17 protein-coding genes and 5 pseudogenes are annotated in these 23,470 nt (G+C 41.9%); 13 read left to right on the top strand and 9 right to left on the bottom strand.

Annotation, left to right across the window (positions count from 1 at the left end; all coding sequences use genetic code 11):
• The first annotated feature begins 107 nt into the window (after window positions 1–107).
• Window positions 108–344, top strand: a complete 237-nt coding sequence (locus SCALIN_RS08470) for an antitoxin family protein (RefSeq protein ID WP_162532220.1) — start codon at window positions 108–110, stop codon at window positions 342–344.
• A complete protein-coding gene (locus tag SCALIN_RS08465) occupies window positions 341–733 on the top strand; it encodes a type II toxin-antitoxin system VapC family toxin (RefSeq protein ID WP_096894069.1) in 393 nt (130 codons plus the stop codon). The genes SCALIN_RS08470 and SCALIN_RS08465 overlap by 4 nt, the downstream gene beginning before the upstream one ends.
• A gap of 123 nt (window positions 734–856) precedes the next feature.
• On the opposite strand, the gene SCALIN_RS08460 is transcribed toward SCALIN_RS08465, so the two are convergent.
• On the bottom strand, window positions 857–1,174 hold the full coding sequence (locus SCALIN_RS08460; protein WP_096894068.1) for a hypothetical protein: 318 nt from the start codon (window positions 1,172–1,174) through the stop codon (window positions 857–859).
• 24 nt (window positions 1,175–1,198) lie between these two features.
• A pseudogene (gene tnpA / locus SCALIN_RS08455) lies at window positions 1,199–1,489 on the bottom strand (IS200/IS605 family transposase); the annotation flags it as partial.
• Between tnpA (SCALIN_RS08455) and SCALIN_RS22075 the strand changes: the two are divergent.
• A complete protein-coding gene (locus SCALIN_RS22075) occupies window positions 1,459–1,620 on the top strand; it encodes a hypothetical protein (protein WP_162532133.1) in 162 nt (53 codons plus the stop codon). The pseudogene tnpA (SCALIN_RS08455) and the gene SCALIN_RS22075 overlap by 31 nt on opposite strands.
• Window positions 1,621–1,730: 110 nt before the next feature.
• On the opposite strand, the pseudogene SCALIN_RS08450 reads toward SCALIN_RS22075, so the two are convergent.
• From SCALIN_RS08450 to SCALIN_RS08415, 7 genes and pseudogenes are all read right to left on the bottom strand, one after another.
• Window positions 1,731–2,850 (bottom strand): annotated as a pseudogene (locus SCALIN_RS08450) (IS91 family transposase).
• Window positions 2,847–3,754, bottom strand: a pseudogene (locus SCALIN_RS08440) (tyrosine-type recombinase/integrase). Before SCALIN_RS08440 ends, SCALIN_RS08450 begins: the two co-directional pseudogenes overlap by 4 nt.
• A 108-nt stretch (window positions 3,755–3,862) precedes the next feature.
• Window positions 3,863–4,060: pseudogene (gene tnpA / locus SCALIN_RS08435) on the bottom strand (IS200/IS605 family transposase); the annotation flags it as partial.
• 33 nt (window positions 4,061–4,093) lie between these two features.
• Window positions 4,094–5,155 (bottom strand): type IV secretory system conjugative DNA transfer family protein, encoded by a 1,062-nt coding sequence (locus SCALIN_RS08430; protein WP_203415402.1) that lies wholly within the window; start codon window positions 5,153–5,155, stop codon window positions 4,094–4,096.
• Window positions 5,156–5,397: 242 nt separating this feature from the next.
• Window positions 5,398–7,344, bottom strand: a complete 1,947-nt coding sequence (locus tag SCALIN_RS08425) for a hypothetical protein (RefSeq protein ID WP_133111773.1) — start codon at window positions 7,342–7,344, stop codon at window positions 5,398–5,400.
• 43 nt (window positions 7,345–7,387) lie between these two features.
• Window positions 7,388–10,612 carry an HTH domain-containing protein gene (locus SCALIN_RS08420; protein WP_096894064.1) on the bottom strand — a complete coding sequence of 1,075 codons (3,225 nt, stop codon included), beginning with the start codon at window positions 10,610–10,612 and terminating at the stop codon, window positions 7,388–7,390.
• Complete coding sequence (locus tag SCALIN_RS08415; protein WP_096894063.1) at window positions 10,599–11,831, bottom strand: metallophosphoesterase family protein; 1,233 nt, start codon at window positions 11,829–11,831, stop codon at window positions 10,599–10,601. Before SCALIN_RS08415 ends, SCALIN_RS08420 begins: the two co-directional genes overlap by 14 nt.
• A 1,427-nt stretch (window positions 11,832–13,258) precedes the next feature.
• Between SCALIN_RS08415 and SCALIN_RS08410 the strand changes: the two are divergent.
• The 10 genes and pseudogenes from SCALIN_RS08410 (at window position 13,259) to SCALIN_RS08365 (ending at window position 23,255) form a co-directional block, all read left to right on the top strand.
• Window positions 13,259–14,607 (top strand): annotated as a pseudogene (locus SCALIN_RS08410) (Na(+)-translocating NADH-quinone reductase subunit A).
• Between the two features lie 9 nt (window positions 14,608–14,616).
• Window positions 14,617–15,831 carry an NADH:ubiquinone reductase (Na(+)-transporting) subunit B gene (locus SCALIN_RS08405; RefSeq protein ID WP_096894062.1) on the top strand — a complete coding sequence of 405 codons (1,215 nt, stop codon included), beginning with the start codon at window positions 14,617–14,619 and terminating at the stop codon, window positions 15,829–15,831.
• The gene (locus SCALIN_RS08400; protein WP_096894061.1) at window positions 15,821–16,597 is read left to right on the top strand and encodes a Na(+)-translocating NADH-quinone reductase subunit C; all 777 of its coding nucleotides are present in this window, start codon (window positions 15,821–15,823) and stop codon (window positions 16,595–16,597) included. Before SCALIN_RS08405 ends, SCALIN_RS08400 begins: the two co-directional genes overlap by 11 nt.
• A gap of 1 nt (window position 16,598) precedes the next feature.
• A complete protein-coding gene (locus SCALIN_RS08395) occupies window positions 16,599–17,225 on the top strand; it encodes an NADH:ubiquinone reductase (Na(+)-transporting) subunit D (RefSeq protein ID WP_096894060.1) in 627 nt (208 codons plus the stop codon).
• A 4-nt stretch (window positions 17,226–17,229) separates the two neighbouring features.
• Window positions 17,230–17,838 (top strand): NADH:ubiquinone reductase (Na(+)-transporting) subunit E, encoded by a 609-nt coding sequence (nqrE, locus tag SCALIN_RS08390; RefSeq protein ID WP_096894059.1) that lies wholly within the window; start codon window positions 17,230–17,232, stop codon window positions 17,836–17,838.
• A 98-nt stretch (window positions 17,839–17,936) separates the two neighbouring features.
• Complete coding sequence (gene nqrF / locus SCALIN_RS08385) at window positions 17,937–19,148, top strand: NADH:ubiquinone reductase (Na(+)-transporting) subunit F (protein WP_096894058.1); 1,212 nt, start codon at window positions 17,937–17,939, stop codon at window positions 19,146–19,148.
• Window positions 19,149–19,151: 3 nt separating this feature from the next.
• A complete protein-coding gene (locus SCALIN_RS08380; protein WP_096894057.1) occupies window positions 19,152–19,466 on the top strand; it encodes a hypothetical protein in 315 nt (104 codons plus the stop codon).
• Entirely contained in the window at window positions 19,460–20,029 is a 570-nt protein-coding gene (locus SCALIN_RS08375) for a CBS domain-containing protein (protein ID WP_096894056.1), read from the top strand. The genes SCALIN_RS08380 and SCALIN_RS08375 overlap by 7 nt, the downstream gene beginning before the upstream one ends.
• Window positions 20,030–20,238: 209 nt before the next feature.
• The gene (locus tag SCALIN_RS08370) at window positions 20,239–21,291 is read left to right on the top strand and encodes an FAD:protein FMN transferase (RefSeq protein ID WP_096894055.1); all 1,053 of its coding nucleotides are present in this window, start codon (window positions 20,239–20,241) and stop codon (window positions 21,289–21,291) included.
• A 515-nt stretch (window positions 21,292–21,806) separates the two neighbouring features.
• Complete coding sequence (locus SCALIN_RS08365; RefSeq protein ID WP_096894054.1) at window positions 21,807–23,255, top strand: catalase; 1,449 nt, start codon at window positions 21,807–21,809, stop codon at window positions 23,253–23,255.
• Window positions 23,256–23,470 lie beyond the last annotated feature (215 nt).

Here is a 23,470-nt window from a genome sequence, read left to right as displayed (position 1 = left end):
TTGACAGCCTTTATTTGTTCCATTAAGCTGTAAACAGATGGTACAAAGGGTAAAAAAATAGATATATGAATATATATAATTCAACAATTAAAGAAAGGGGGCCAAGCATGCTCAGGAAAATAAGAGCGCGGTTTTCACACGGTGTTATTGAACCATTAGAAAAAGTTAATGTGATAGAAGGTAAAGAATTGGAACTGACCATTGAGGAAAAACCAACTAAAGCTGAGGATGAATCTTTTCTTAAAGCAGCAGGAAGTTGGAAAGGGTTAATTGACGCGGAAGAGATGATTAAAAACATCTATGCTGATCGCAATATCTCTACACGCACAGAGGTGAAGCTATGAAGTATTTAATTGATACAGATTGGACTATTCATTACTTAAACGGCAAACAAAGCATCGTAGATCAATTGATTGCTCTAAGAAAAGAAGGATTGGCCATAAGTGTTACATCTCTAGCTGAGGTTTATGAGGGAGTTTATTATTCTCTTGACCCTAAAAGCAGCCAAGAAGGATTAAACAACTTTCTAAAATTAGTTTCAATTTTACCTGATAGTGATGATATAGCCAAAATCTTCGGTAAAGTGCGTGGTGGGCTCAGGAAAAAAGGAGAGCTGATTGATGATTTTGACCTCATGATTGCCTCTACAGCCATCCATTATAACCTTACAGTTCTCACCAATAACCGTAAACATTTTGAGAGAGTGGAAGGACTAGAAATCATTTCTAATTGAAGGATAAATCTTGTAGTCCTTTAAAGCCGACTGTTTCAAGTCGGCTTTTTTGTCACCTGTAGGAGTTAATGGTGATCTTACAACAAAAGAAAGTAACAATTCTAAACCCAAAGATTTAGAATTTTAAGAAAATAGACTCTCTTGTGTAGTTTTACTCTCAGTTTTTATATCGTCCTTGAAAATAACTTCTTTTTCCACTTCTTCCCTTTTCCTTCCGTATCTTTTTCTTGATAGGTTAATAACTCCTTCTTTATGAGATACGTCCCTTTCAGGTGGAGGAAGACAGGTTGCACTGAAGGGCCTTGAGGTAATCCCATCAATCATTAGTTTTAAATAGATGTGATGGTTAGAGAGGTTTAGTAAAGAATCCACCTGCAAAGCAGGTGGCTTTGGGGTAACCCCTATAAGGGGATAAGAATGCCTTCCTCCCAAAGGAAGCAAGGTTGAGTTGCCCCCATGATAAAGTTAAAATTTAAATTTCTGTTGTGCTTCTCCCTGACTCTCTTTCTTTTCTTGATACTTCACATATTTGAGAATCTTTTCCGCATCTAAACCTACTGTGTCAACACAGTAACCTCTTGACCAGAAATGATTACCCCAATAGGGTTTCTGCTTCAAATTCTTAAATTTATTCAGTACTCGAATTGCTGTTCTACCTTTAACTATGCCAACAAAATCAGATATCGAAATCTTGGGAGGTACCATAACGAATAAGGTTAGATTGTGTGAGGGACGAACCACAATCTGAACCGTTTGTTGGACAAGCCCGTTGTTTGGGTGCTAAACATTGTATAAGAAAATATCTTATGAAGATTGCTTCTCTTTTTTACCGCAGAAGCTATGAAGCCAAAGAAGTGGATTTTTCAATTGCTGTCGTCATGCTTTAGGAGCTACAGAACATGGTTTTTCGGCCATTTTACCTCAAATTTGGGCAAACGGGGGCCATCTCGACCCGATAATGCCGTTTTTGCAAATCTTAGATGCATAGCGGATTCGATTACATAACCAGAACAGCCTCCTCTTTTGTTAACTTGTAGGGGAAAGACCTGGATTTGTGTGATGGAGGTATCATCGTTTTTATGATCTTCATTATTCCTCCACAGCATTTGCACGTAAGCTTTGGACGCTCTCTGAACCAGGCTGACGACTTATTCGGGTTGATACCGGTAAGGTACTGAAGCAATGCAATCAAGCGTTTGCTATTAGGGTGGAGGAAACCAAAGTTCCGTGTTCGCCTGAAACCTTTGGGTAGAACATGCTGGAGAATCAACCTGAGAAACTGCGGGCCGGGAAGTGTTCTTGTGAGCATTTTTTTGCTCTTACTATCCTGGTAACGAAAGGTCACCTGACCATCTTTGCACGTAATAATATCTTTCTCTTGAATGACCCCTTTGTAGAGATAACGACCAAGATAGACCAGTGCCTTTTCACCGTTGCCGACAAATTTGCAATCGACGACCCATGTTTTGGGATAATTAACTGGAAGCGTAAGAGCCGCTTTGTTCACGGCATCGAGCATTTTTGCTCGAAACACTTTAGCCAGCGCTTTGTGATTGAAAAGGTACCGCGTCTTTCCTTCGCTTTTTTTGAAGCTCCAAAGCTTTTTCTTCTGATTGATGGCCCCGGCTGGCATTACCAGATGGATATGCGGGTGGTAATCGAGAGAGCGAGAGTGGGTGTGCAAAACAGTGATGGCTCCAGCGTTTCCTTGTAATACGCTGTCATTTTGGACAAAGGTTTTTACGGTTTCCCAACAACACTGTATCATTATCGAGTAAAGCAAGCGTTGATGCTGCCATGCTAATGATCGAAGCTCTTTGGGTATAGTAAAGGTGAGCATAAAATAGTCAGCAGGCACTTCTTTTTTCAGTTGACGCTCCAACCACTGCTGACACTCATGACTCTGACAATGAGGACAATTGCGGTTACCGCAGAGTGCGGTACAAAAACCTGTTTTTCACAGTCATTACATTGGACCCAGCATGACGCGGCTTGCGTAGTGCGACAATCCTTTCATGGCTGCCAGGGCTTTGAATTGACTTGGCAGGATCGAAACCATGATAAAGAGTGATAAAGTCAGCAATGAAGGTCTCAATTATAGAGGAGAGAGATATCATATAACATTCCCCCATTCTATGGAAAAACCATTCATCAAATCATTAATTAATTGCAAGGCATTACGATTTGTATGAGAGGTCAGGTGGGTATATTTGGCAGTGGTTAAAATACTGTGGTGGCCGAGGATTTTTTGTACTTCAAGCAGATCAACACCCGCCTCAATCAGATGGGTTGCGTAGCTGTGTCGCAGACTGTGTGGTGTAATTTTTTTTTAATTCCACACTCCCGGGCTACCTTACGCAGAGTGGCCTGAACGCCATTTCTATTCAGAGGTGTTTTTGCCAGGTGGGCTGATTTCAAGCCACCATGACGGCCTGGAAATAGAAAGACAGGATTGCGATGAACAAGCCAAAAACGGCGTAAGAGATTCAGGGTTACCTTTGGCAGGGGTACGAAACGGTCTTTATTGCCTTTGCTATCGCGGATATGCACCCGCATTCGCTGAGAATCGACATCGCTAACCTCAAGACGTAGTCCTTCACCCAGGCGGAGACCAAGACTGTAAAGAACAAAGTAGAAGGCCCGGTAACTGAGTTTTCTCGTCACCTGGAAAAGTTGGTGGGCTTCATTAATGGTGACAATATCGGGCAAACGTTGCGTTTTGGGTGGTTTAATAAGATTTACTTGCTCCCAACGCTTATGAAGCACATGAGTGTAGAAAAACTTTAGTCCGTAGAGGTCTAATTTGACTGCGCTCCATGAATGGGTATTGAGGAGATTGGAAAAATAGTCAAGTAGTTGCTGTTCAGATAGATCGTGTATCTGATTGTCAAAATAATCACCGATCCGTCGGATGGCACGTGAATAAGCCTCGATTGTTTTTGGCCGGAGTCCTTTCAAGCGTAGGTGCTTTAGATGCGTTTGGTAATTTTTGTTGAAATCGGATTGAGATAATGTTTTCATAGACCTGTAACCTCCTATTTGTTAATAGATTCACCCTCCCGTTGAGGGTGTGAGGTTACATTATATAATAAATTTCCGATTTTGTTCTCCGCGATAGCGGCTTCGTCCAACAATCAAGTGAACATGATCAATCTGAATACTTAGCTCTATAACTTCACAACCTTTTTGCTCTGAAAAAGCCCTTATACACCTGTTTACTTCATTTGCAACTTGACCTGTCAGAATCCTTAAACGATACTTCGGTGTCCAAAGAATATGATATTGACAATGCCATAACGCATGCGATAATCTACGAAATCGACTCATTTGTTACTCCTTTGTTGATGTTGTGGGGACAACTCAACTCAGATTGTAACAATGAGTCTTTTTATTTGGCAAAGCCTTTGTTCTCTGACCACGACCAAAGGTCGTGGGTTTCCACAATATAACTAAATCCATCTCACTAAAGATTGGATAGAGTTCTCTGGATAGGTATTTAGCATCTTCAGCCCCTACTCTAAAAGAGATTAACGTTCCTACATTACCAAAGACGGCATCCCTAATCTTTTCATCCAATTGAGTTATGAATTGATTTGCAAGTACTAAAGATAATCCATATTTTCTAGATTCCGATAAAATATCTGCAAATGATAATGTAAGGAAATTATGGAATTCATCCACATATAGATAAAAGGGGCTCCGCTTTCTTTCAGGTATATTTGCTCTACTCATAGCTGCCAGTTGAATCTTAGCAATTATCATTGCTCCTAAAAGAGAGCTATTGTCTTCTACAATTTTACCTTTGGATAAATTAACTATCAGAATCTTTCCTTCATCCATTACCTTTCTCAGATCAAAGGTATTTTTTCTCTGGCCTACAATGTTTCTTAATGGAATACTTGTTAGAAATTGTCCTATTTTATTGAGGATTGGAGAGATTGCTTCTGATCTAAACCGAGCGGAATACTTCTCAAACTCAAAGAGCCAAAACTCTCTGACTTGCTGGTTTGTAATACTCGCTACAACTATCATTCTGTATTCTTTATCAGTTAAGAGCATATCAAGTAAGGTGCTTGTTGGACTTTCTAAAAGAGCCATGATAGAGTTTTTCAGGATATGTTCCAGTCTTGGCCCCCAGAATTCTGGCCATACCTTTTTGAGGACTGAGATAAAGCTTGAAGACACCAAATGATGAAAGTCTTGATGAACATCCTCTAAAGGGTTAAAAGCAATGGGATATTCTATATCTGCCGGATTAAAATATATAACATCCTGTATTCTGCTTTCTGGAACAAAGTTGAGAATACTTTCAGCCAGATCTCCATGAGGGTCAATTAGAGCTACTCCATGCCCTTCTTTAATATCTGATGTAATCATATTTTCTATCAATGTAGATTTTCCTACTCCCGTCTTTCCAATCATATACATATGGCCACTCCCAAAAAAGTGTACATGGGGCTAAGCAGTTCTTTTCGTTGCATATTGATAAGGAGACAATCCTCCCGTACCCTTGTTTTTAAGACATAAAATAAAGACTTGCAGCAAGGATTTAGCATTAGTGGGAGAGAAATAATTAGAAAAGCAATAATCTTCCCCTCTTCTGATGTTAGTGGGGTACCCGTAGCACTTAACGTATAAATTTTCCCTTAATTCTTATCTTCTTTTCAAGAATCTAAACACAAAATGGCAGGTCTTAATCGGGATTTTGTACAGTCAGGAACAATATGATAAATTTCCCGTAAACGTTTGCTCCACTCATTCTGCAATTCGCTAATATCTGATTTGTTTTCTAGCAAAGTTCTTTTTAGTGCGCTACAAGTATCAGAACAAATAGAGCTAACAACTACACATGCAAATGCAAGCTTCTTGATTTCCTCGCTGTTAATGTGATTCTTGCAAACAATCGAGAATAAGTGAGGTAACTGCCATGCCCATTTATTTTGTTTTTGCAGCATAATTTCTATTAAAGAGATGATAATTGTATAAGAAATTCTTTCGTTAACAGATAGAAACATTTTTTCCAACCAATCTTCGTTGTATATCTTCCATACTTCATTTTCATCTGGAATCAAATCAGTAAATGCCATTACACGCATGGCCACTACAGTGATTAATTGATCTATATCATCAGATTCTGATATCTTACTCATTTGCTCTATAAGATTGTCAGTATTTAATTGTTGTTTAACTATCGACAATAATGTTGAAAATTGTTGTTTTATCTCAGTATCTGGATAATTTACTGATAAATATTCGCAGGCTTTTATGCATGTTTGATCATAGGCATAAACGGAATTAGCTTGATCTACAATTATTAATGGAAAGCATCCTATTAGGGAATCAATAACGCTATTTACAAAAAGTTCGACTTTTGGTGGCTTAGTTTTGCAAATATAGTCAAAGAATTTGTTATCTATTTGTGGAATAATTGCTACGGCCCACAATGATCTTGTTAGCAAGGTAGCATATCGAATTGAAGAACTCTGCGTCCTAGGCCTTGTCATTTGCCAGACCATGTCTGAAGAAAATTCTCCTGATGGTAGCATGTATTTCTGAGAAATTACAATACCTTCAGAACTATTACTGAATATGTTTGCGACCTTCTCTGCCATCCACCATGCCTGACTATAAATTCTTTCAGTATTTGCACCGGGTAGTTGGCCTTCAAAGAATTGGCCAAAGTGTTTAGCGGTATTACATCTCAACTTCCAAGCTAAAGTCCATTGAAGCTCAACGCCTTTGTCTACTGGCATGTGAATGATATTGAATAACTCATTGCATAATATTTTAAGTTGCTCCTCAGAGATATCGTTACTGTTACGAACAAAATAGCAACAAACATGGTACCTTGGTAGCGGACTTTCTTTGCTGTCAGCCCATAGCCACAAGCTCTCCCATCTCTGCTGCTGGTTATATGAATACTTTACGAAGAAGGAATCAAGCATAGAATATAACGAGTATTTATAACACAAAGGTATGTGTCCGTACTTATAGAAATATTTATCTAATATGGTACATAAATTCGATTCGTCTTCGCAAATTTTACCAAAATCTTTAATGTAATCTTTCATAGAGGAAGAAGGCTGTAATGCTCCCACACCTATGGACTCTACAGATGCGATTGACGGCAAGTATACATCTGATTCAAATTCATGCCTTTCTTCCTCATAGTTCATTTCATTAGCCTGTTGAAGTCCCATAAGATTGCATAGCCAATCTGTATTTATTATGTCATAAAAATCAAGTGCTGCTTGAAACCAATTTTTACTAAATAATGTTTCTTCAATTTTCCTTAACTTGACCAACGTATTATTTCCGATCTCATGTCCCGGTCGCATTTCAATGAAATGGCTGTATACCGTTTTTCTCCATTGTGTTCGATCTGCAAAAATTAAATTATCTATCTTCGCACTTATTAGGTTGCCATGTTCTTTATAATACAATAGTGGCCCACTCTTCTGTTTTATTCTGTCGGTATGTGATTTGTTGGACAATATATCATACATTTTCTCATCAGTACTTGGAGCCTCTCCATTCACTAAATTGTTCTTCTTAAGGATAGCCCAAGAACAAAAATCAATAGTATCCTGCTGCTTAAATGCCATCTTCATTATTATTTTTTTGATTTTAGAAATTGCCTCAATATTGTTTATGTCAGATTGCATCTATTGTCTCCAATACTACTCGATTATATTCAACGTCACTCAATTCTAATTTCTGTTTTAATACTAATAACACTTTATTTCCTTTGTCAATGTTTCCTTCGAGCATTAATTGGGTGATTGCTGTCTTTAATAATGAACTCTTTGTCATGCTAGCAAGATTATAACCACCTCCAGTTAAATATTTAGGGATTGTTGGTAACATGCTTAAGATCGCCCAGTCCGTATATGTATCCGCCACACCATCATCAAATTTCGGATTATTCCAGCATTTAACAATAAAGTCGGCAGTCAATCGTAACCACTCCATATAGAGCTTCATTGCCATTGATAAAGGGACGTCAGCTGCTTTCTCTAGACCATAAAAAAGTCCAGGATCTCGCATACAGTCATGTATGTACATAGCTATCTTTTTTAATGCACTTCCAGGCTGATTTTTTAAATATTGCTCAGCAAGGTATTCCATGACATCTAATGGAAGAATGACAAATTTAAATCGCCAGTCAATAAGAGTTAAATATATATCTGTTAGAACTTCAAGGTCTATATGTTTTTGTGAATAGAGAGCTTCTGTGAAAATGTCTGTACCAAAAACACCTATTTGGGTTTTATCATTTAGCGCAGCAACTTGAAGGCATCTATCATCAGAGTACAGAGGTAAATTCATTTGTATTGATAACTTTAAAGCTGTCATGGAAAAGTTTTCTCTATTTTTTTCATCTAGGTCAAGGTCTACTTTTATTATACTCTCACTCGATATGATATTGAACAAATCATTATTCCAATTTTTCACTTTTTTCTGGTGTTCAAAGTGACTGAAGTCTGAAAGCACTTGCTTCTTAGATTCTGAAGTTAGCTTCACATCAAAGTTGTTCAATACTGTGTCAAATAAATCATAATTACAGATTGTTTTTAGAGAAGAAAGCTCAATAATCAGCTTATCATCTTTATTTATCTCTGGATGATGCTCATCAACTCCAGTATGCATTAATGTGATCTTCTTAATATCTTCTAATTCTCTTGTTCTTACTAAGCCATATTTCTCTAAGGCATCAAGAATGTCAACCAATCGATAGTAGTGTTCTTTGTCTTCTGGTGATGTATGCTCATTAATATAGGGGAAGCAACTATTACTAAGTGTTTCTAACTCTCCTAGAACATGTATCCTTTCACTGTCAATAGCTTCTTTTATTTTACAAATTGATTTTACGTTAGAATATTGATGTGGAAGAAGCTTGTCAGAATCCATTGATAATTTAGATAAATATAGTGTAGGCACATATATCGTTTTGAAGAAATCTTTTGCTTTATCTATTAAATCTAAACGGTGTAATGTTATTAGGGCAGTAATGTCCATAACAACTTCTGAATTAGATAATGGTTTATCAAGTTTTTTTAGATAAACTTTTCCATTATCATACTTCAATGGGTGAAAACAGTTAGTTGCATAAATAGAATAACTGGCGATTGTAGCAGGTTCATCGTTAATCCAATTAAGCTCTTGCGTCCTAATAATCCAACCCATATATATGGCATGTTTTAGCATGTCATCGGCGAGAGACCAGGGCATCTCACCTTTTAAGCAGAAATTATGTATCTGCCTAGTTCTTTCATTCCACTGCTTACCATGTTCAATAATATCTTCCAGTGTTATTTGTTTTATCAGGTCACCTGATACTTTACCCTCCAATTTTAATTTCTTAAGCTGCATCAAGGCTTCGTGCATCAGGCCGTCTTGATTAGCCTGACTTGATACTTCCATATAACACTGAAGATATGAAGGCGTATTCCAATAATCCTTACGATATTGTTGCAAGAATTCAAATGATATGAATGGGTCATTGAGTTGCTTCAAAAGTTTAGTCTTATTTATTATAGCTTCTACTGGTGCATCTTTATTACTGCATATATCATCATAAATCACTAAGGCCCCAGCAGGATCTCCAGTAAGCATAAGGCAGTTGCCATAGTTTTGTTTGTAGTTAATGGCGGATGGATCATCTTCTGAAGTATGCTTTAATAGATACTCAAAATGTTCTTTGGCTTCTTGAATACGTCCTGACCTTGCCAATTCAAAAGCTAAATTGTGTCTTGCAGACAGATTGTCTGGTTCAAGTTCTAGTAAAGATTTATAAGCATCAATAATATTATTACGGAATTTATCGTCTTTTTCAGATGCCAGAGTTGCCAATCTGCCTAGCGTTGCAAATACCTCAGGATGTGCCATAAGCCTAGAAGCTTCTTCATAGTATTTTATAGCATCTTCGAATTTTTCTTTCTTTGCCTGAATGAAGGCATATATCTGTAACCACTGTGGATTCTCCTCATCTTTACAACTTTCTGCAATTTTTTCGGCACCATCTATATCGTCTGAATTTAATAGACACTCCGCCTTTGCCAATTTGCAAAAACTATTTTCTTTACCTATTAGTTCCTCTGATAGCTTAATACATTCCGTGATTGCAGGTTCACCAAGAAATTGTGCTACATGAAAAAGCCCTTGGCAATACCTGAGTCTGTCTTCCTTTTCTATTCCCGGTGAAAATGCTTTTAGCGACTCAAAAGCGCTTTTACTCTGTTCAAATAGTTCTGCTTTAAGTAATTGTGAGAGCATTTTTGCATTAAAAGAATCAGGATTTTCTTTGTTTAATCTTTCAGGAAAATTGCTTTTAAGGCTACCCGGTTTTACAAGCCCCATCATAGCTAAATTAGCTAATCCTATTGATGCAGGTTGCATGGTTTCAAGATAATACGCTAACTTTCTAACCTTCTCTATGTTTCCTAATAACCAGAACGCATTAAAAGCGATAAACAGTATTTCGGCTTCAAGTTTACTTGAAACACATTCATCTCCTTCTATATGAAGTAAAACTGGCTGCATAACTTCGAGAATTTTATCAACATCTTCTTTTCTATTTTGTGTGTCTTTATCCGGTAAAACAATAATCCCTTTAGGGTCATGTCCGAAAATCCGCTTCCAATCAGCTTTTGCAAACTCATAGATACAGCGTCTCCACACGAGAATGTCTGCGTTCTCTTTTGCCCATACTATAGTTTGTATTGCCAAACTCTCTTTTCCTATAGCCACATAAACTGGAACCGCCAAATGACACCAAACTGGAGATAGTGAAGTGCTATCTAAGAGCTTAAGCGCATCGGCATTGTTCTCTTCTTTTATGTATCTATTTAATTTTTGGCGATTCTCAAGTTCGTCCATCTTTTGCTTCCAAAATTAACAATTCTATTTGTTTAATGGTTTCCTTATATTTATCCCTATGAGCATCAATCACGTTTAGATTCTTCTCATAATGGTCGATTGCTTTAGTATTATCTAATGAAGTGATATGATCAAAAATAGTTTTATGTATTTCTTCTATTTCTTTTAATGAATGTTCTCTTTCAGCTTCAGCTTCTATTCCTTGCTGGACTTCCCGTGCAGGCTGATAATCTGGATTCTTAAATTTTTCTATTATGCGCAACTTATAATCGAGTTCTTCATAAAATTTAGTCCAGCGGCTTTGCCCTCCATCCCACTCATATTGCCGATAATCTATACACATTCTTTCAGGCCATAATCGTATTAAAGAACAACTGTTGCGGTATTGATCTGATATATAACATCCTCCAGAAAACTTTATTGCATTATCATGTATTATGTCAGGCTTTCTCGGACGTCCATGAGTATGCCCCGTCAATATAATATGACATCTTGATGACAGATAGTCTATAGTGGATTCACGATTGCCATACCGATTGGTTTCACTTTCGTTGTAATATTCTTTAGGATGATGAAACAAAGCTATTGTTATTGGAAATCTGGGATTTGATATTTCAGGCAAGCCTAGCGATTTTATGAAATTTAGGCCTAACCATAAAGAGCCTTTGTCATCCTCATCCATTGAACACCAACAAGAGTTGTTGCATACAAAATTTATATCTTTATATGATCTCTTACCAACTATGTATTCTTGTGACCCATTAAAGCAATAGGCTGGTAATGATAATGTTTTACAAAATTCTTCATACCTGGCAAAGAGTGACTTGAAGTGGTCTGCAATTGGCAAGCTCAATATTCGATCTGCGTCTTTTACTTTATCCGGTCGGACTAAAAACGACGCTTTTACTCTATTGACATCATGATTGCCAGGGCAGAAAAAGACTCCTTCTTTTTCTATGGCTAATTCATGTAGTAACGTATTTAACCATTCTATTGACGCCTCATATCCAGATTGTTTGTTCTGATACGCAACATCACCTGTGATGCAAACTATATTTGGTCTCCATTCTTCATCAAGAGATTTTATTTCATCTATCAATGTCCCGAATACACCTTGTCGATCAATTGAATCTTGACAGTTATCATTGCCATCAAAATGCAGGTCGCTTAAATGTAATATTACAATGGAGTTCTCAGATTGAGTTAAAGTTTGATTCATCTAGTCAGTAAACGGCACGTGAATAATTTATCTAGTCTTAAATATGAAATAAAACAATTTGTTTTTTCACCATTCCCAAAGCTTCTAATGCTGCATATATAGTTAAAGGATCAAACATATTTATATAAAACGTAACTCTTGAAATTGGTAAAGGTATGATAGTTGTGTTGGTTTGCTAAATAAAGCGGAAATATAAGGACTTACGACAAATTTGTATATATTCTCAATATCAAATGAATATCGGCTTACAAAAGAGAGTGTCAGTTGTTTCCTGGTATCAAGATATAAGTGGAGCTGAGTACTCTCCCTGACCAGATTGTTTAGTAATATAACTTTTCTACTTTGCAAACAAGTTTATTTCAATATCATGAAGTTTATTCCTTATTCAAGGTTTGAGCCAAATTATAGAAAATTATTGATGACTGTTCTGAAGATTTTAATCTGGGAAAGATGGGATGTTGATACTTATGCTTTGAAGCAAAGAAGCAAACATTTAGTAGAAAAATCTGGTGTCCATATAGTGTCCATGAGAGAGCTAAATTGAGGTAAAATCACATGACAGAACCTATTCAGAAACAATAGATAAGGTCAAGTGATTAAAAGACTTGTGTTTGTTTTCAACTACTTAGAGAAATGGCCTGAATCTGATTAGAAATCTGATGATCTATCCAGCTGAGTTACTGGCGCTTAGTTCGCAAACCCCTTATACGTCAGCTACTTATGAATTAAACACGTATTGTAGAATACCATCTAAAGCACCCTTACAAACACTGTTTGTTTACGGTAAATCCTGTAAAAGTACGGTAAATCAAAAAAGGATTATATATTTGAAAAAATAAAATTGCAAGAGGAATAATATCTTATGTGTTAATCTAAGTATTGCATTTAAGACAATATACATAGAAGCCATTGAGGGATGGCCATGTATGGTCTGGTTTTCTTAATTCTCCAATATTCTCTTGCAAAAAAACAAGCAATTTTTTGATTTCCAATTTGCAGCAACCATGCTAATCAACAATGTAACCAACATTTACACTTTAAATCAAGGTAAAATGCAAACTTGTTTGATAGCTTCACAAAACGAAACAAGTTTTATCTTTACCATGAAAATCTATGATTAGCACCATTCAGTCCAGGGGAGATTTCCCCCGTTTTCCCCCTGGCACAAACCTCCGTTTGCATTATGGTTTGGTATCAGATTGAATCCGTGAGATCCGAAACTCCGAATTTACTAAAACTGCTTGACTTTCGTCTTCATATTTTCTATACAATACCTAAGTTCTACAATACAAATTTCTAATATTGCTACATATTTAAATCGAGTGGTTACCTTGCCCAATCTGTTGATCTTCATGTTCCTGGTCATCAGAACACCCTGGATTTTTCTGGTAACGTGAAATCAGAATTCTCCATTTAAGAAAATTAAAATGTTTAGAATTCGCAAAGGTCTGGATCTGCCGATTACCGGAGCACCTGCCCAGAATATCGATTCCGGGCCAACGGTGAATCGCGTTGCCCTGGTGGGCGATGATTACATTGGCATGAAGCCCAAGATGGTGGTTCAGGTGGGTGATTCGGTCAAGCTGGGACAGATTCTGTTTGAAGATAAAAAAACACCTGGGGTACAGTTTACCTCACCCGGATGCGGGAAGGTAGTTGCTATCAATCGTGGGGACAAGCGCAAGTTTGAATCCATTGTCATTGATGAAGTGGAAGGCGAGGATGAAGAACCTTCCCGTCATTCAACGCCGCGAAACTGGATAGCCTGGGGCGTGCTGAGGTGCAGGATATGTTAATTCAATCCGGCATGTGGACGGTGCTTCGCACCCGGCCATACAGTAAGGTGCCGGCCCCATACAGCGCACCGCACTCGATTTTCGTTACCGCTATGGATACCAACCCGCTGGCGTGCGATCCTGCTCCGATCATTAAAGAGCATGCAGAGGATTTTTGCCATGGTTTGCAAATCATTTCCCGAATGTCGGACGGCCCAGTGTATATCTGCAAGTGTCCCGGTGTAGATATCCCGGGCGATGGAATCGCCAGCGTATCGATGCAGGAGTTTACCGGGCCCCACCCGGCAGGGTTGACTGGCACGCACATTCATTTCCTGGATCCGGTCAGTGATCAAAAAACCGTGTGGAGTATCAACTATCAGGATGTCATTGCGGTCGGACGGCTGTTTACTACCGGCAGGCTTTATCTGGAGCGGGTGGTTTCTCTGGCAGGACCGAAGGTGAAAAACCCAAGATTGATCCGGACTCGGGTGGGAGCTGCCATCGATGAACTGGTCACAGGCGAATTGAACAGTGATAATGTGCGGGTTATATCCGGTTCCGTGTTTTCGGGCCGGCAGGCCAGAGGCGGCTATGCTTTTCTGGGACGCGTCCATCTGCAGATCTCGGTCATTGCCGAAGGACAGGAACGGAAATTTCTCGGCTGGGCCCTGGCTGGCTTTAACCGTTTTTCTGTCAAGGCCCTGTTTGCATCCTCGTTATTTGGCCGGGATCGCAAGCTTGCCTTTTCCAGTTCTGCCGAAGGTGATCGGCGTGCGATGGTGCCCATCGGCTCGTACGAGAAGGTCATGCCGCTTGATATCGAACCACCTTATTTTCTGCGGTCATTGATTGTTGGTGACAGCGAAAAATCCCAGGATCTGGGTTGTCTGGAGCTGGATGAGGAAGATTTAGCACTGTGTACGTTTGTATGCCCCGGAAAATACGATTACGGTCCACTCTTGAGAAACGTTTTGACCCATATTGAAAAAGAAGGATAAGAGCTAACCATGAAGTCAATAAGACAATTTCTCGACATAATCAGGCCGTCCTTTGAAGAGGGCGGGAAGCTGGAAAGATTATACCCGCTTTTTGAAGCTACAGACACGTTCCTGTATACCCCCGACAGAGTCACCACCGTCGAGCCGCACGTGCGCGACTCCATGGATCTGAAACGCATCATGACGATTGTGGTCTACGCTATGATCCCGTGCATATTTATGGCAATGTGGAACACCGGCTACCAGGCCAATAATGCCATGCAGGAAATGAACATTGCCGCAGTACCGGGCTGGCGTGGTGCCGTGCTGACGAACCTGGCAGGCTATGACCCCAACAGTTTTCTCTCCAATATCATTCACGGAGCACTTTACTTTATCCCCGTTTATATGGTCAGTGTGGCGGTGGGCGGGGCCTGGGAAGTGTTGTTTGGTATCGTACGCAAAGAGGATGTTAATGAAGGTTTATTGGTCACCAGTTTGATTTTTCCCCTTACGCTTCCGCCTACGATTCCCTTGTGGCAGGCGGCGCTGGGGATCAGCTTCGGTGTTGTTGTCGCCAAAGAACTGTTTGGCGGCACCGGCAGGAATTTTGTCAATCCTGCACTTGCTGGCAGAGCATTTCTCTATTTTGCCTATCCGGCACAGAACAGCGGTGATGCGGTCTGGGTGGTGGTCGATGGGGTCAGCGGGGCCACTCCACTTACGGCCCTGGCAACCACCGATGTCAGTAGCGGCATGGAGGCCGTCAATGTGAGCTGGTCCCAGGCCTTCCTGGGTGTTTTGCCGGGATCGCTGGGTGAAACGTCTGCATTGGCCTGCTTGATCGGCGCCATCATTATTGTTTTTACCGGTGTCGGCTCCTGGCGCGTGATGGTGTCCATGTTGATCGGCGGCATGGGATTTTCGACATTCCTGTGGATAATCGGTAGCAATACCAATTCGATGTTTCTGATGCCGCCGTGGTGGCACCTGGTGGTAGGTGGCTTTGCATTCGGTCTGGTTTTCTGTGTCACAGATCCGGTGTCGGCGAGCCTGACGGAAACCGGCAAATGGTTTTATGGCGCCCTGGCAGGCGTATTGACTATTCTGATACGCGTTATAAACCCTGCTTATCCCGAAGGAGTAATGTTGGCAATTTTGCTGGCCAATGTCTTCGCTCCCTTGATTGACTTCTTCGTGCTGCAGGCCAATATCAAGAGAAGAAAGATTCGAAATGGCACATGAATCAGTTAGCAAAACGTTTATCGTGGCAATAGCTTTGGCTGCTACCTGTTCTCTGCTGGTCGCGGGAGCGGCGATTGGATTGCGCCCCAGGCAGGAGGCCAACAAGGTTCTGGATCGTAAAATAAATATCCTGATCGTGGCCGATCTATACGATACCAAGGCATCCGTGGAAGAATCGTTTAAACAGATCGAGACGCGCATCGTTGATCTTGCAACCGGCGAGTATGTTGCCAAAGATCAACTCGATCCGGAAACTTTTGATCAAAGGGCGGCGGCCAGAGATCCTGAACTGAGCGTCAAAATACCACCAGAGAAGGATTATGCGGGAATCGGACGCAGGGAGAAGTATTCCCTGGTATATCTGGTGAAAAAAAACGGCAAGCTGGATCAAGTCATTTTGCCGATAGACGGCAAAGGGCTGTGGTCGACGCTTTATGGGTTTCTGGCCTTAAGTGACGATTTAAAAACGATCCGCGGCATCACGTTTTACGAGCATTCCGAAACCCCTGGACTTGGCGGCGAAGTCGATAACTCCAAGTGGCAAGCCCAGTGGGTGGGAAAGAAGATATACGGCAAAGAGGGCAGCGTTCAATTCCACCTTGTCAAGGGCGTTGCCGACAAAAGCAGCCCCGAGGCTGAATATCAGGTTGACGGTCTGTCCGGTGCGACGCTGACAGCCAACGGTGTGACTGACTTAATAAAATACTGGATGGGCAACGATGGTTTTAAGAAATTATTAGAGCGGCTTCAAGCCGAAGGAGCATGAAATGGCAAAACCGAAAATCACAGAACTACTGTTGAACCCTATAATCAACCGCAACCCGGTCGCCCTGCAGATACTTGGTGTGTGCTCGGCCCTGGCGGTGACCGGTAAAATGCAAACCGCCTTTGTGATGACGATCTGTGTCACCATTGTGGTGGCATGTTCCAGTTTCTCCATTAGTTTGATTCGTAATCAGATACCGAGCAGTATTCGCATCGGGGTTCAGATCACAATTATTGCTACACTGGTGATTGTGGTGTCGGAGATACTGGAGGCGTTTCTGTTTGACATCAGCAAGCAGTTGTCGGTGTATGTGGGGCTGATCATTACCAACTGCATTGTTATGGGTCGGGCGGAAGCGTTTGCCATGAAAAATGCCTCGCGGCAGAGCTTGCTGGATGGAATCGGTAACGGCCTGGGGTACGGACTGGTATTGCTGATTGTGGCGTTTTTCCGGGAACTGCTCGGATCGGGCACGCTTTTTGGCGTTGAAATATTAAAGTCCGTAACCAACGGTGGTTGGTACGTCAATAACGGCCTGATGGTACTGCCGCCGAGTGCCTTCTTTCTGATTGCATTTTTGATTTGGGGCATCAGGACCTGGAAACCCGAACAAAACGAAGAGGATTAATCCTATGGAACATTATCTGAGTCTTTTTATAAAATCTGTTTTTATCGAAAACATGGCACTGGCATTTTTTCTGGGTATATGCACGTTTCTGGCCATATCAAAAAGTGTCAAGACCGCTATAGGATTAGGCGTGGCGGTGATCCTTATTCAAACGATCACAGTACCTGTCAATAATATCATTTTTCAGTTTTTGCTCAAGCCAGGTGCCTTATCCTGGGCCGGCCAGCCCGCGCTCGATTTAACCTTTCTGGGTCTTTTGGCCTACATCGGGGTCATTGCGGCAGTGGTGCAGATTCTGGAGATGGTGCTGGATCGATTTGTGCCTGTACTGTACAACACCCTCGGAATTTTCCTGCCTCTTATCACCGTCAACTGCGCTATCCTGGGAGGATCGCTGTTTATGGTTGAGCGTAACTACAACTTTTCGGAAAGTATTGTCTACGGTCTGGGCTCAGGGACCGGCTGGTCGCTGGCACTCGTCTGCCTGGCTGGTATCAGGGAAAAACTGGCATACAGCAATCCGCCGGCTGGTATGCGGGGGTTGGGAATCACGTTTACGGTTGCCGGCCTGATGGCGCTGGCATTCATGGCGTTTGCGGGTATTAAGTTATGAGACAAGACTGAGTTGGGATCTCAATCTTGGTCAGTTATTCTTATTCAGCTATAGAGTAACGTGAGGTTAAAATTAATTAAATCAATGGAGATTCGGTTATGAGCGAGTTGATTATTGCCGTGGGATTATTCACCCTCATCGCTTCGATACTGGTCAGTTTGATTGTGTTCGCCAAAGCAAAATTATTGCCCAGCGGTGATATTAAGATGGTGGTCAACAAAGAAAAAGAATTTGTTACCCAGCCCGGCGGCAAGCTGTTGGGATGTCTGGCAGACCAGGGTGTTTTTGTTGCTTCGGCATGCGGCGGAGGCGGTACTTGCGGCCAATGCCTGGTTAAGGTGCTCGATGGCGGCGGTGACATCCTGCCGACGGAATTGGCGCATATTACCAGACGAGAGAGCCGTGAAGGGCTTCGGTTGGCCTGCCAGGTGTCGGTAAAGCAGGATATGGATATTGAAGTACCACCCGAGGTGTTTGAGGCTAAGAAGTGGGTTTGCAAGGTTCGATCCAATGACAGCGTGGCCGATTTTATCAAGGAGCTTATTTTGGAGTTGCCTGCCGGGGAAGAAGTCGACTTTAAAGCGGGCGGCTATATCCAAATCGACGTTCCACCCCATGAGCTGAGTTATAAAGACTTCGATATTCCGGAAGCGTTCCGACCGGAATGGGATAAGCGCAATCTGTGGGACGTTACATCCAGAGTTACGGAACCGATAACACGTGCTTACTCGATGGCAAGCTACCCGGGGGAAAAGGGTATTATCATGCTAAACGTTCGCATTGCACTGCCACCGGATCCGGGGATACCGACGGGTGTGGCCTCATCCTTTATTTTCAACTTGAAACCTGGAGATGAGGTAAACATTTCCGGTCCTTACGGGGAATTCTTTATCAATGAATCCGAAGCAGAGATGGTCTACATTGGCCGGGGGGCTGGCATGGCTCCCCTGCGCAGCCATATTCTTGAACTGCTCAAAGGCCGGAACAGTCAACGCATGATTTCATACTGGTACAATGCCCGCAATCTGGGTGAATGTTTCTACCTGGATCATTTCGCGCAACTGGCCAAAGAACATGAGAATTTTACCTTTAATCTTGCGCTGTCCCGTCCGGCGCCCGAAGACAACTGGACTGGGCTCACCGGCTATGTTCATCAGGTGCTGTACGACAGCTATCTGGCTGACCATCAGGCCCCCGAAGATATCGAATACTACATGTGCGGCCCTCCGGTAATGACTCAATCGGTGGAGGACATGCTGGATAATCTTGGTGTGGAGACCGAAAATGTCAAGTTTGACGATTTTGGATAGTAGATGATTTTACTCACTCCTGAGAAGTGGATCAGGCAGAGATTAAGTATTATATGGAAGGAACCGAGCTTGTTAGAGTTATTAATTACGTTCGTCATTATCCTGTTTGCTGGTTTTAGTGTCACCTTCGGAGTATTGCTGAGAAAGCAAACCCATGTGCACTCCTGTCACTGTGAACCCGGATCCGACAGGAAAGAGACGTTAGCGAAGTGTGATTCATGCGAGGTAATCGATGCCAGCTATGAATCTGCACAGAAAATATCAACTATGGCTGGTAACGGCTTTCACCAAATGAAGGATGGAGAGGAAAAATGCTAAAAATACCAAAAGATAAGAATAATCCTATAAAAAAGTCGCATACGATAACAACTACTGAATCGCAGCATATGATGGGGAAGGTACCGCATGTAAGAGATATCATGACCAAAAGATTGCTGATTTTAACCCCTGATATGACTATTCGTGACGCGGCTAAAAAATTGAAGAAGAAACATGTCTTTTCCGCCCCGGTGGTTGACTCTGACGGTAACTTCGTCGGTATGTTTTCACAGCAGGGATGTATGGTTGGCCTGATGGACGTAATTTATAATGAAGTGCCGTTGCCGCTTAATGTGGGTGATTATCTGGAACCGGAAAAGAATACCCTCACGATCACAGAAGATGCTCCCTTTATGACAGCCGTTTCAAAATTTGTCGAAAGCAATCAACTGATCCTCAGCCTGCCGGTTCTGCGCGATGGAAAAGTTGTCGGCATTATCGCCCGCAAAGACATCATTCGCACATTCTTTGAAATCACGGCCAAAATCCCCGATGCAAAACAGGTGATTTTATATATCAGTGCACTTGATAAAGGACGACAGGAGAGTGAAAAGCTCAGATGATACGAAGCGAAAAGCTGACAATCCATCTGAATCTTTCGAGCTGCCTTAAGAATAATTAAGATACTATTGCAGAATATCAGTGTAACACTTAAACAGAAGGTTGGAGATCGGAAACTTATGAGTACAAAGTCTTTCAACGGTCTCCAAGGAAGAATCGATAACTGTGCGACGACATAATTAAGTCCTCGCACTAGAAAGGAGACCAAGTCATGAAACCGCACTCGATCCAGAATACTAAAACAATCAGCCGGAGGACGTTTCTCGCCCTCTCTGGATCTCTGAGCCTCAGTTTGGCCGCTCTCACCATCCCCCTTCCCAGTGAGGCCGCAAAATTCAATCGCCATCTGTTCAGAGTCTCCACGAGCCGGTTAGCTATGGGAACCGTCGTCACCATGATTGTCGTCCATGAGTCCCGGGCGCAATCTGAGGAGGCCATGGGGCTCGCTTTTGCAGAAGTTGAACGGCTGAGCTCCATTATGAGCCGTCATAAGAGCGACTCACACATTAGCCAGCTTAACGCAGACGGCGCTCTCACAGATGTGCCTCCTGAGGTGATGGAAGTACTGAGGTCCTCGATCCACTACCACGCTATCACCCAGGGTACATTCGATATTACGGTCAAGCCTATTGTTGATCTTTATAAAAAAAGCTTTGCTGAAAAAGGAGTACCTCCTACGCCAGAGGTTTTGAGGGAAACATTGGATAGAGTCGGGACCGGGCACGTGATGCTTTCCCAGAAGGCAGTCTCGTTTGCCAGAAGCTCCATGGGGGTCACTCTCGACGGCATTGCCAAAGGCTACATCATTGACCGTGCTATGAGTGTTCTTCGCCAGCAAGGCATCCAGCACGCTTTCGTTAACGGCGGTGGAGATATTGCTGCCTACGGCGGCAAAGGTGGCAATAAACCCTGGCAGATCGCCATACAGGATCCCTGGCGGGATGACCAGTACAAAGAGGTGCTCACACTCCAGAGTGGAGCTATAGCAACCTCGGGAAACTATGAGGTTTACTTTGATCAAGAAAAGCTCTTTCATCACCTCGTTTCTCCTATTGCCGGGTTGCCTGCCCGGGAAACCGCATCTGTCAGTATCCGGGCCCGCAATGCAATGGAGGCCGATGCATTGGCAACTGCTGTCTTTGTTATGGGACCTCTAATGGGATCAGAATTTATAAAAAGAACATCCGGTATTGAGGGGTTTATTATAGATAAAAGTGGAGCTGAACTCCGCTCTGATGACTGGAAGGGTTGCCTGGTGGGGTAATCAGATGTCGGGGCTAGGTAGTATACGGATGTGGCGAAGATTTTAATCGTTCCCAGCGCTATGTAAACTCTGCAAATGATAGGAAAGATTTCAAAGCAGATATGGAATTCCCTTGAGTCTGCAAATAACGGTGAAATATTTGATAAATTGTTTCTTAAAGCAGGGGGGTCAGTATAAACCGCCTTGCCAGTGCAAAATTAAGCGGATAAAACACATATACTAATGTTATTTATTCATCTCTACGATCAAAACGAGGAGCTTCATATAAAACAATTTGGCGATTGCCTGTTCATAAATTTCAAACTTTACTTTCGGTACCACTTTACACGGAATATCAAGAGAGATTATTAAAAGGTGATTTCACAAGAATTTATACTGACCAGGAGAGTTTAGGGTTTCTGAGATATTTTTGTGAAATATGTATTCACCAAGATGTATTTTATTTATTGTTTTTTGCCAAATAGCGTACCTCACTTCAGACGTTCGCTGCACAAAAATCTAATAGGAGGAAAACCATGAAAGATGACAAGGAGAAGTTGACCACCAATGCTGGTGCTCCCGTACCTGATAATCAGAACGTGATGACTGCAGGACCTCATGGTCCTCAGTTGCTGCAAGATGTCTGGTTTCTGGAGAAACTTGCGCACTTTGATCGAGAGATTATCCCTGAGAGGCGTATGCATGCCAAGGGTTCCGGGGCGTATGGAATCTTCACCGTCACTCACGACATTACCCGCTACACCAGGGCAAAAATTTTCTCAGAAATAGGCAAGAAGACTGAGCTTTTTGTACGTTTCTCCACAGTGGCCGGTGAACGTGGCGCTGCCGATGCTGAACGCGACATCAGGGGCTTTGCTATTAAGTTCTACACCGAGGAGGGTAACTGGGATCTGGTTGGTAATAACACACCAGTCTTTTTTCTACGCGATCCTCTCAAGTTCCCTGACCTTAATCACGCAGTGAAGCGTGACCCCCGCACAAACATGCGAAGCTCTCACAATAACTGGGACTTCTGGACATTGCTGCCTGAGGCGCTACATCAGATTACCATAACCATGAGTGAGCGTGGCATTCCATACTCGTATCGGCATATGAATGGTTATGGCAGTCATACATTCAGTCTTATCAATGATAAAAACGAACGTGTCTGGGTTAAGTTTCATTTTAAGACGCAACAGGGAATTAAATGTTTAACTAACCAGGAAGCTGAAGCAATAATAGCGAAGGATAGAGAAAGCCATCAGCGTGATTTACTGGAAAGTATTGATAATAGTGAATATCCTAAATGGGATATAAGAATCCAGGTAATGCCTGAGGATGAAGCAAATAAATGTAATTTTAATCCATTCGATCTGACTAAAGTTTGGCCTCATAAAGATTATCCTTTGATTGAGGTAGGTGTTTTAGAGCTGAATCGAAACCCGGAAAATTATTTTGCAGAAGTCGAGCAGTCAGCTTTCAATCCGGCAAACATTGTGCCAGGTATCGGTTTTTCACCTGACAGGATGCTACAGGGAAGGCTGTTTGCATACGCTGATGCGCAGCGTTATCGGCTTGGTGTGAACCACCACCTTATTCCGGTTAACGCGTCACGCTGTCCCTTTAACAGCTACCACCGCGATGGTGCAATGCGAGTTGACGGTAACCACGGCAGCACGCTCGGCTATGAGCCTAACAGTTACGGTGAGTGGGGACAGCAACCGGAGTTTTCAGAACCTCCTCTCAGCCTGGACGGGGCAGCTGATCATTGGAATCATCGTGATGAAGACGATTATTACACCCAGCCTGGTTTACTTTTTCGATTAATGAGCCCTGAACAACAGGAAACACTCTTTGGTAACACAGCTTGTGCTATGGGAGATGCCCCCAAGGAGATTAAGCTCCGCCATATCGGCAACTGCATGAAAGCCGATCCGGCATATGGAAAGGGTATGGCTGATGCTTTGGGCATTTCTCCCGAATAATGAATAGCGGGTAGCTAACGAATAAATCCAGTTAACTCTTGAAGATTGCAAAAAGAGAAGAAGTTTTAATCCGGCAAAGAGATGGTGCTGTTTTTTTCAGCAGTTTCAAAGAAGTTATCAAAATCGCCATTTGATGTGCCTGGAATTAAAACAATAACTACGACAAGAAATATTATTAATGCGATTCAAGTGTCAAGAAACAGTTAACGAACACA

This window comes from Candidatus Scalindua japonica, assembly GCF_002443295.1.
GTDB lineage: Bacteria > Planctomycetota > Brocadiia > Brocadiales > Scalinduaceae > Scalindua > Scalindua japonica.
This window is presented reverse-complemented; position numbering and strand designations above follow the sequence as displayed.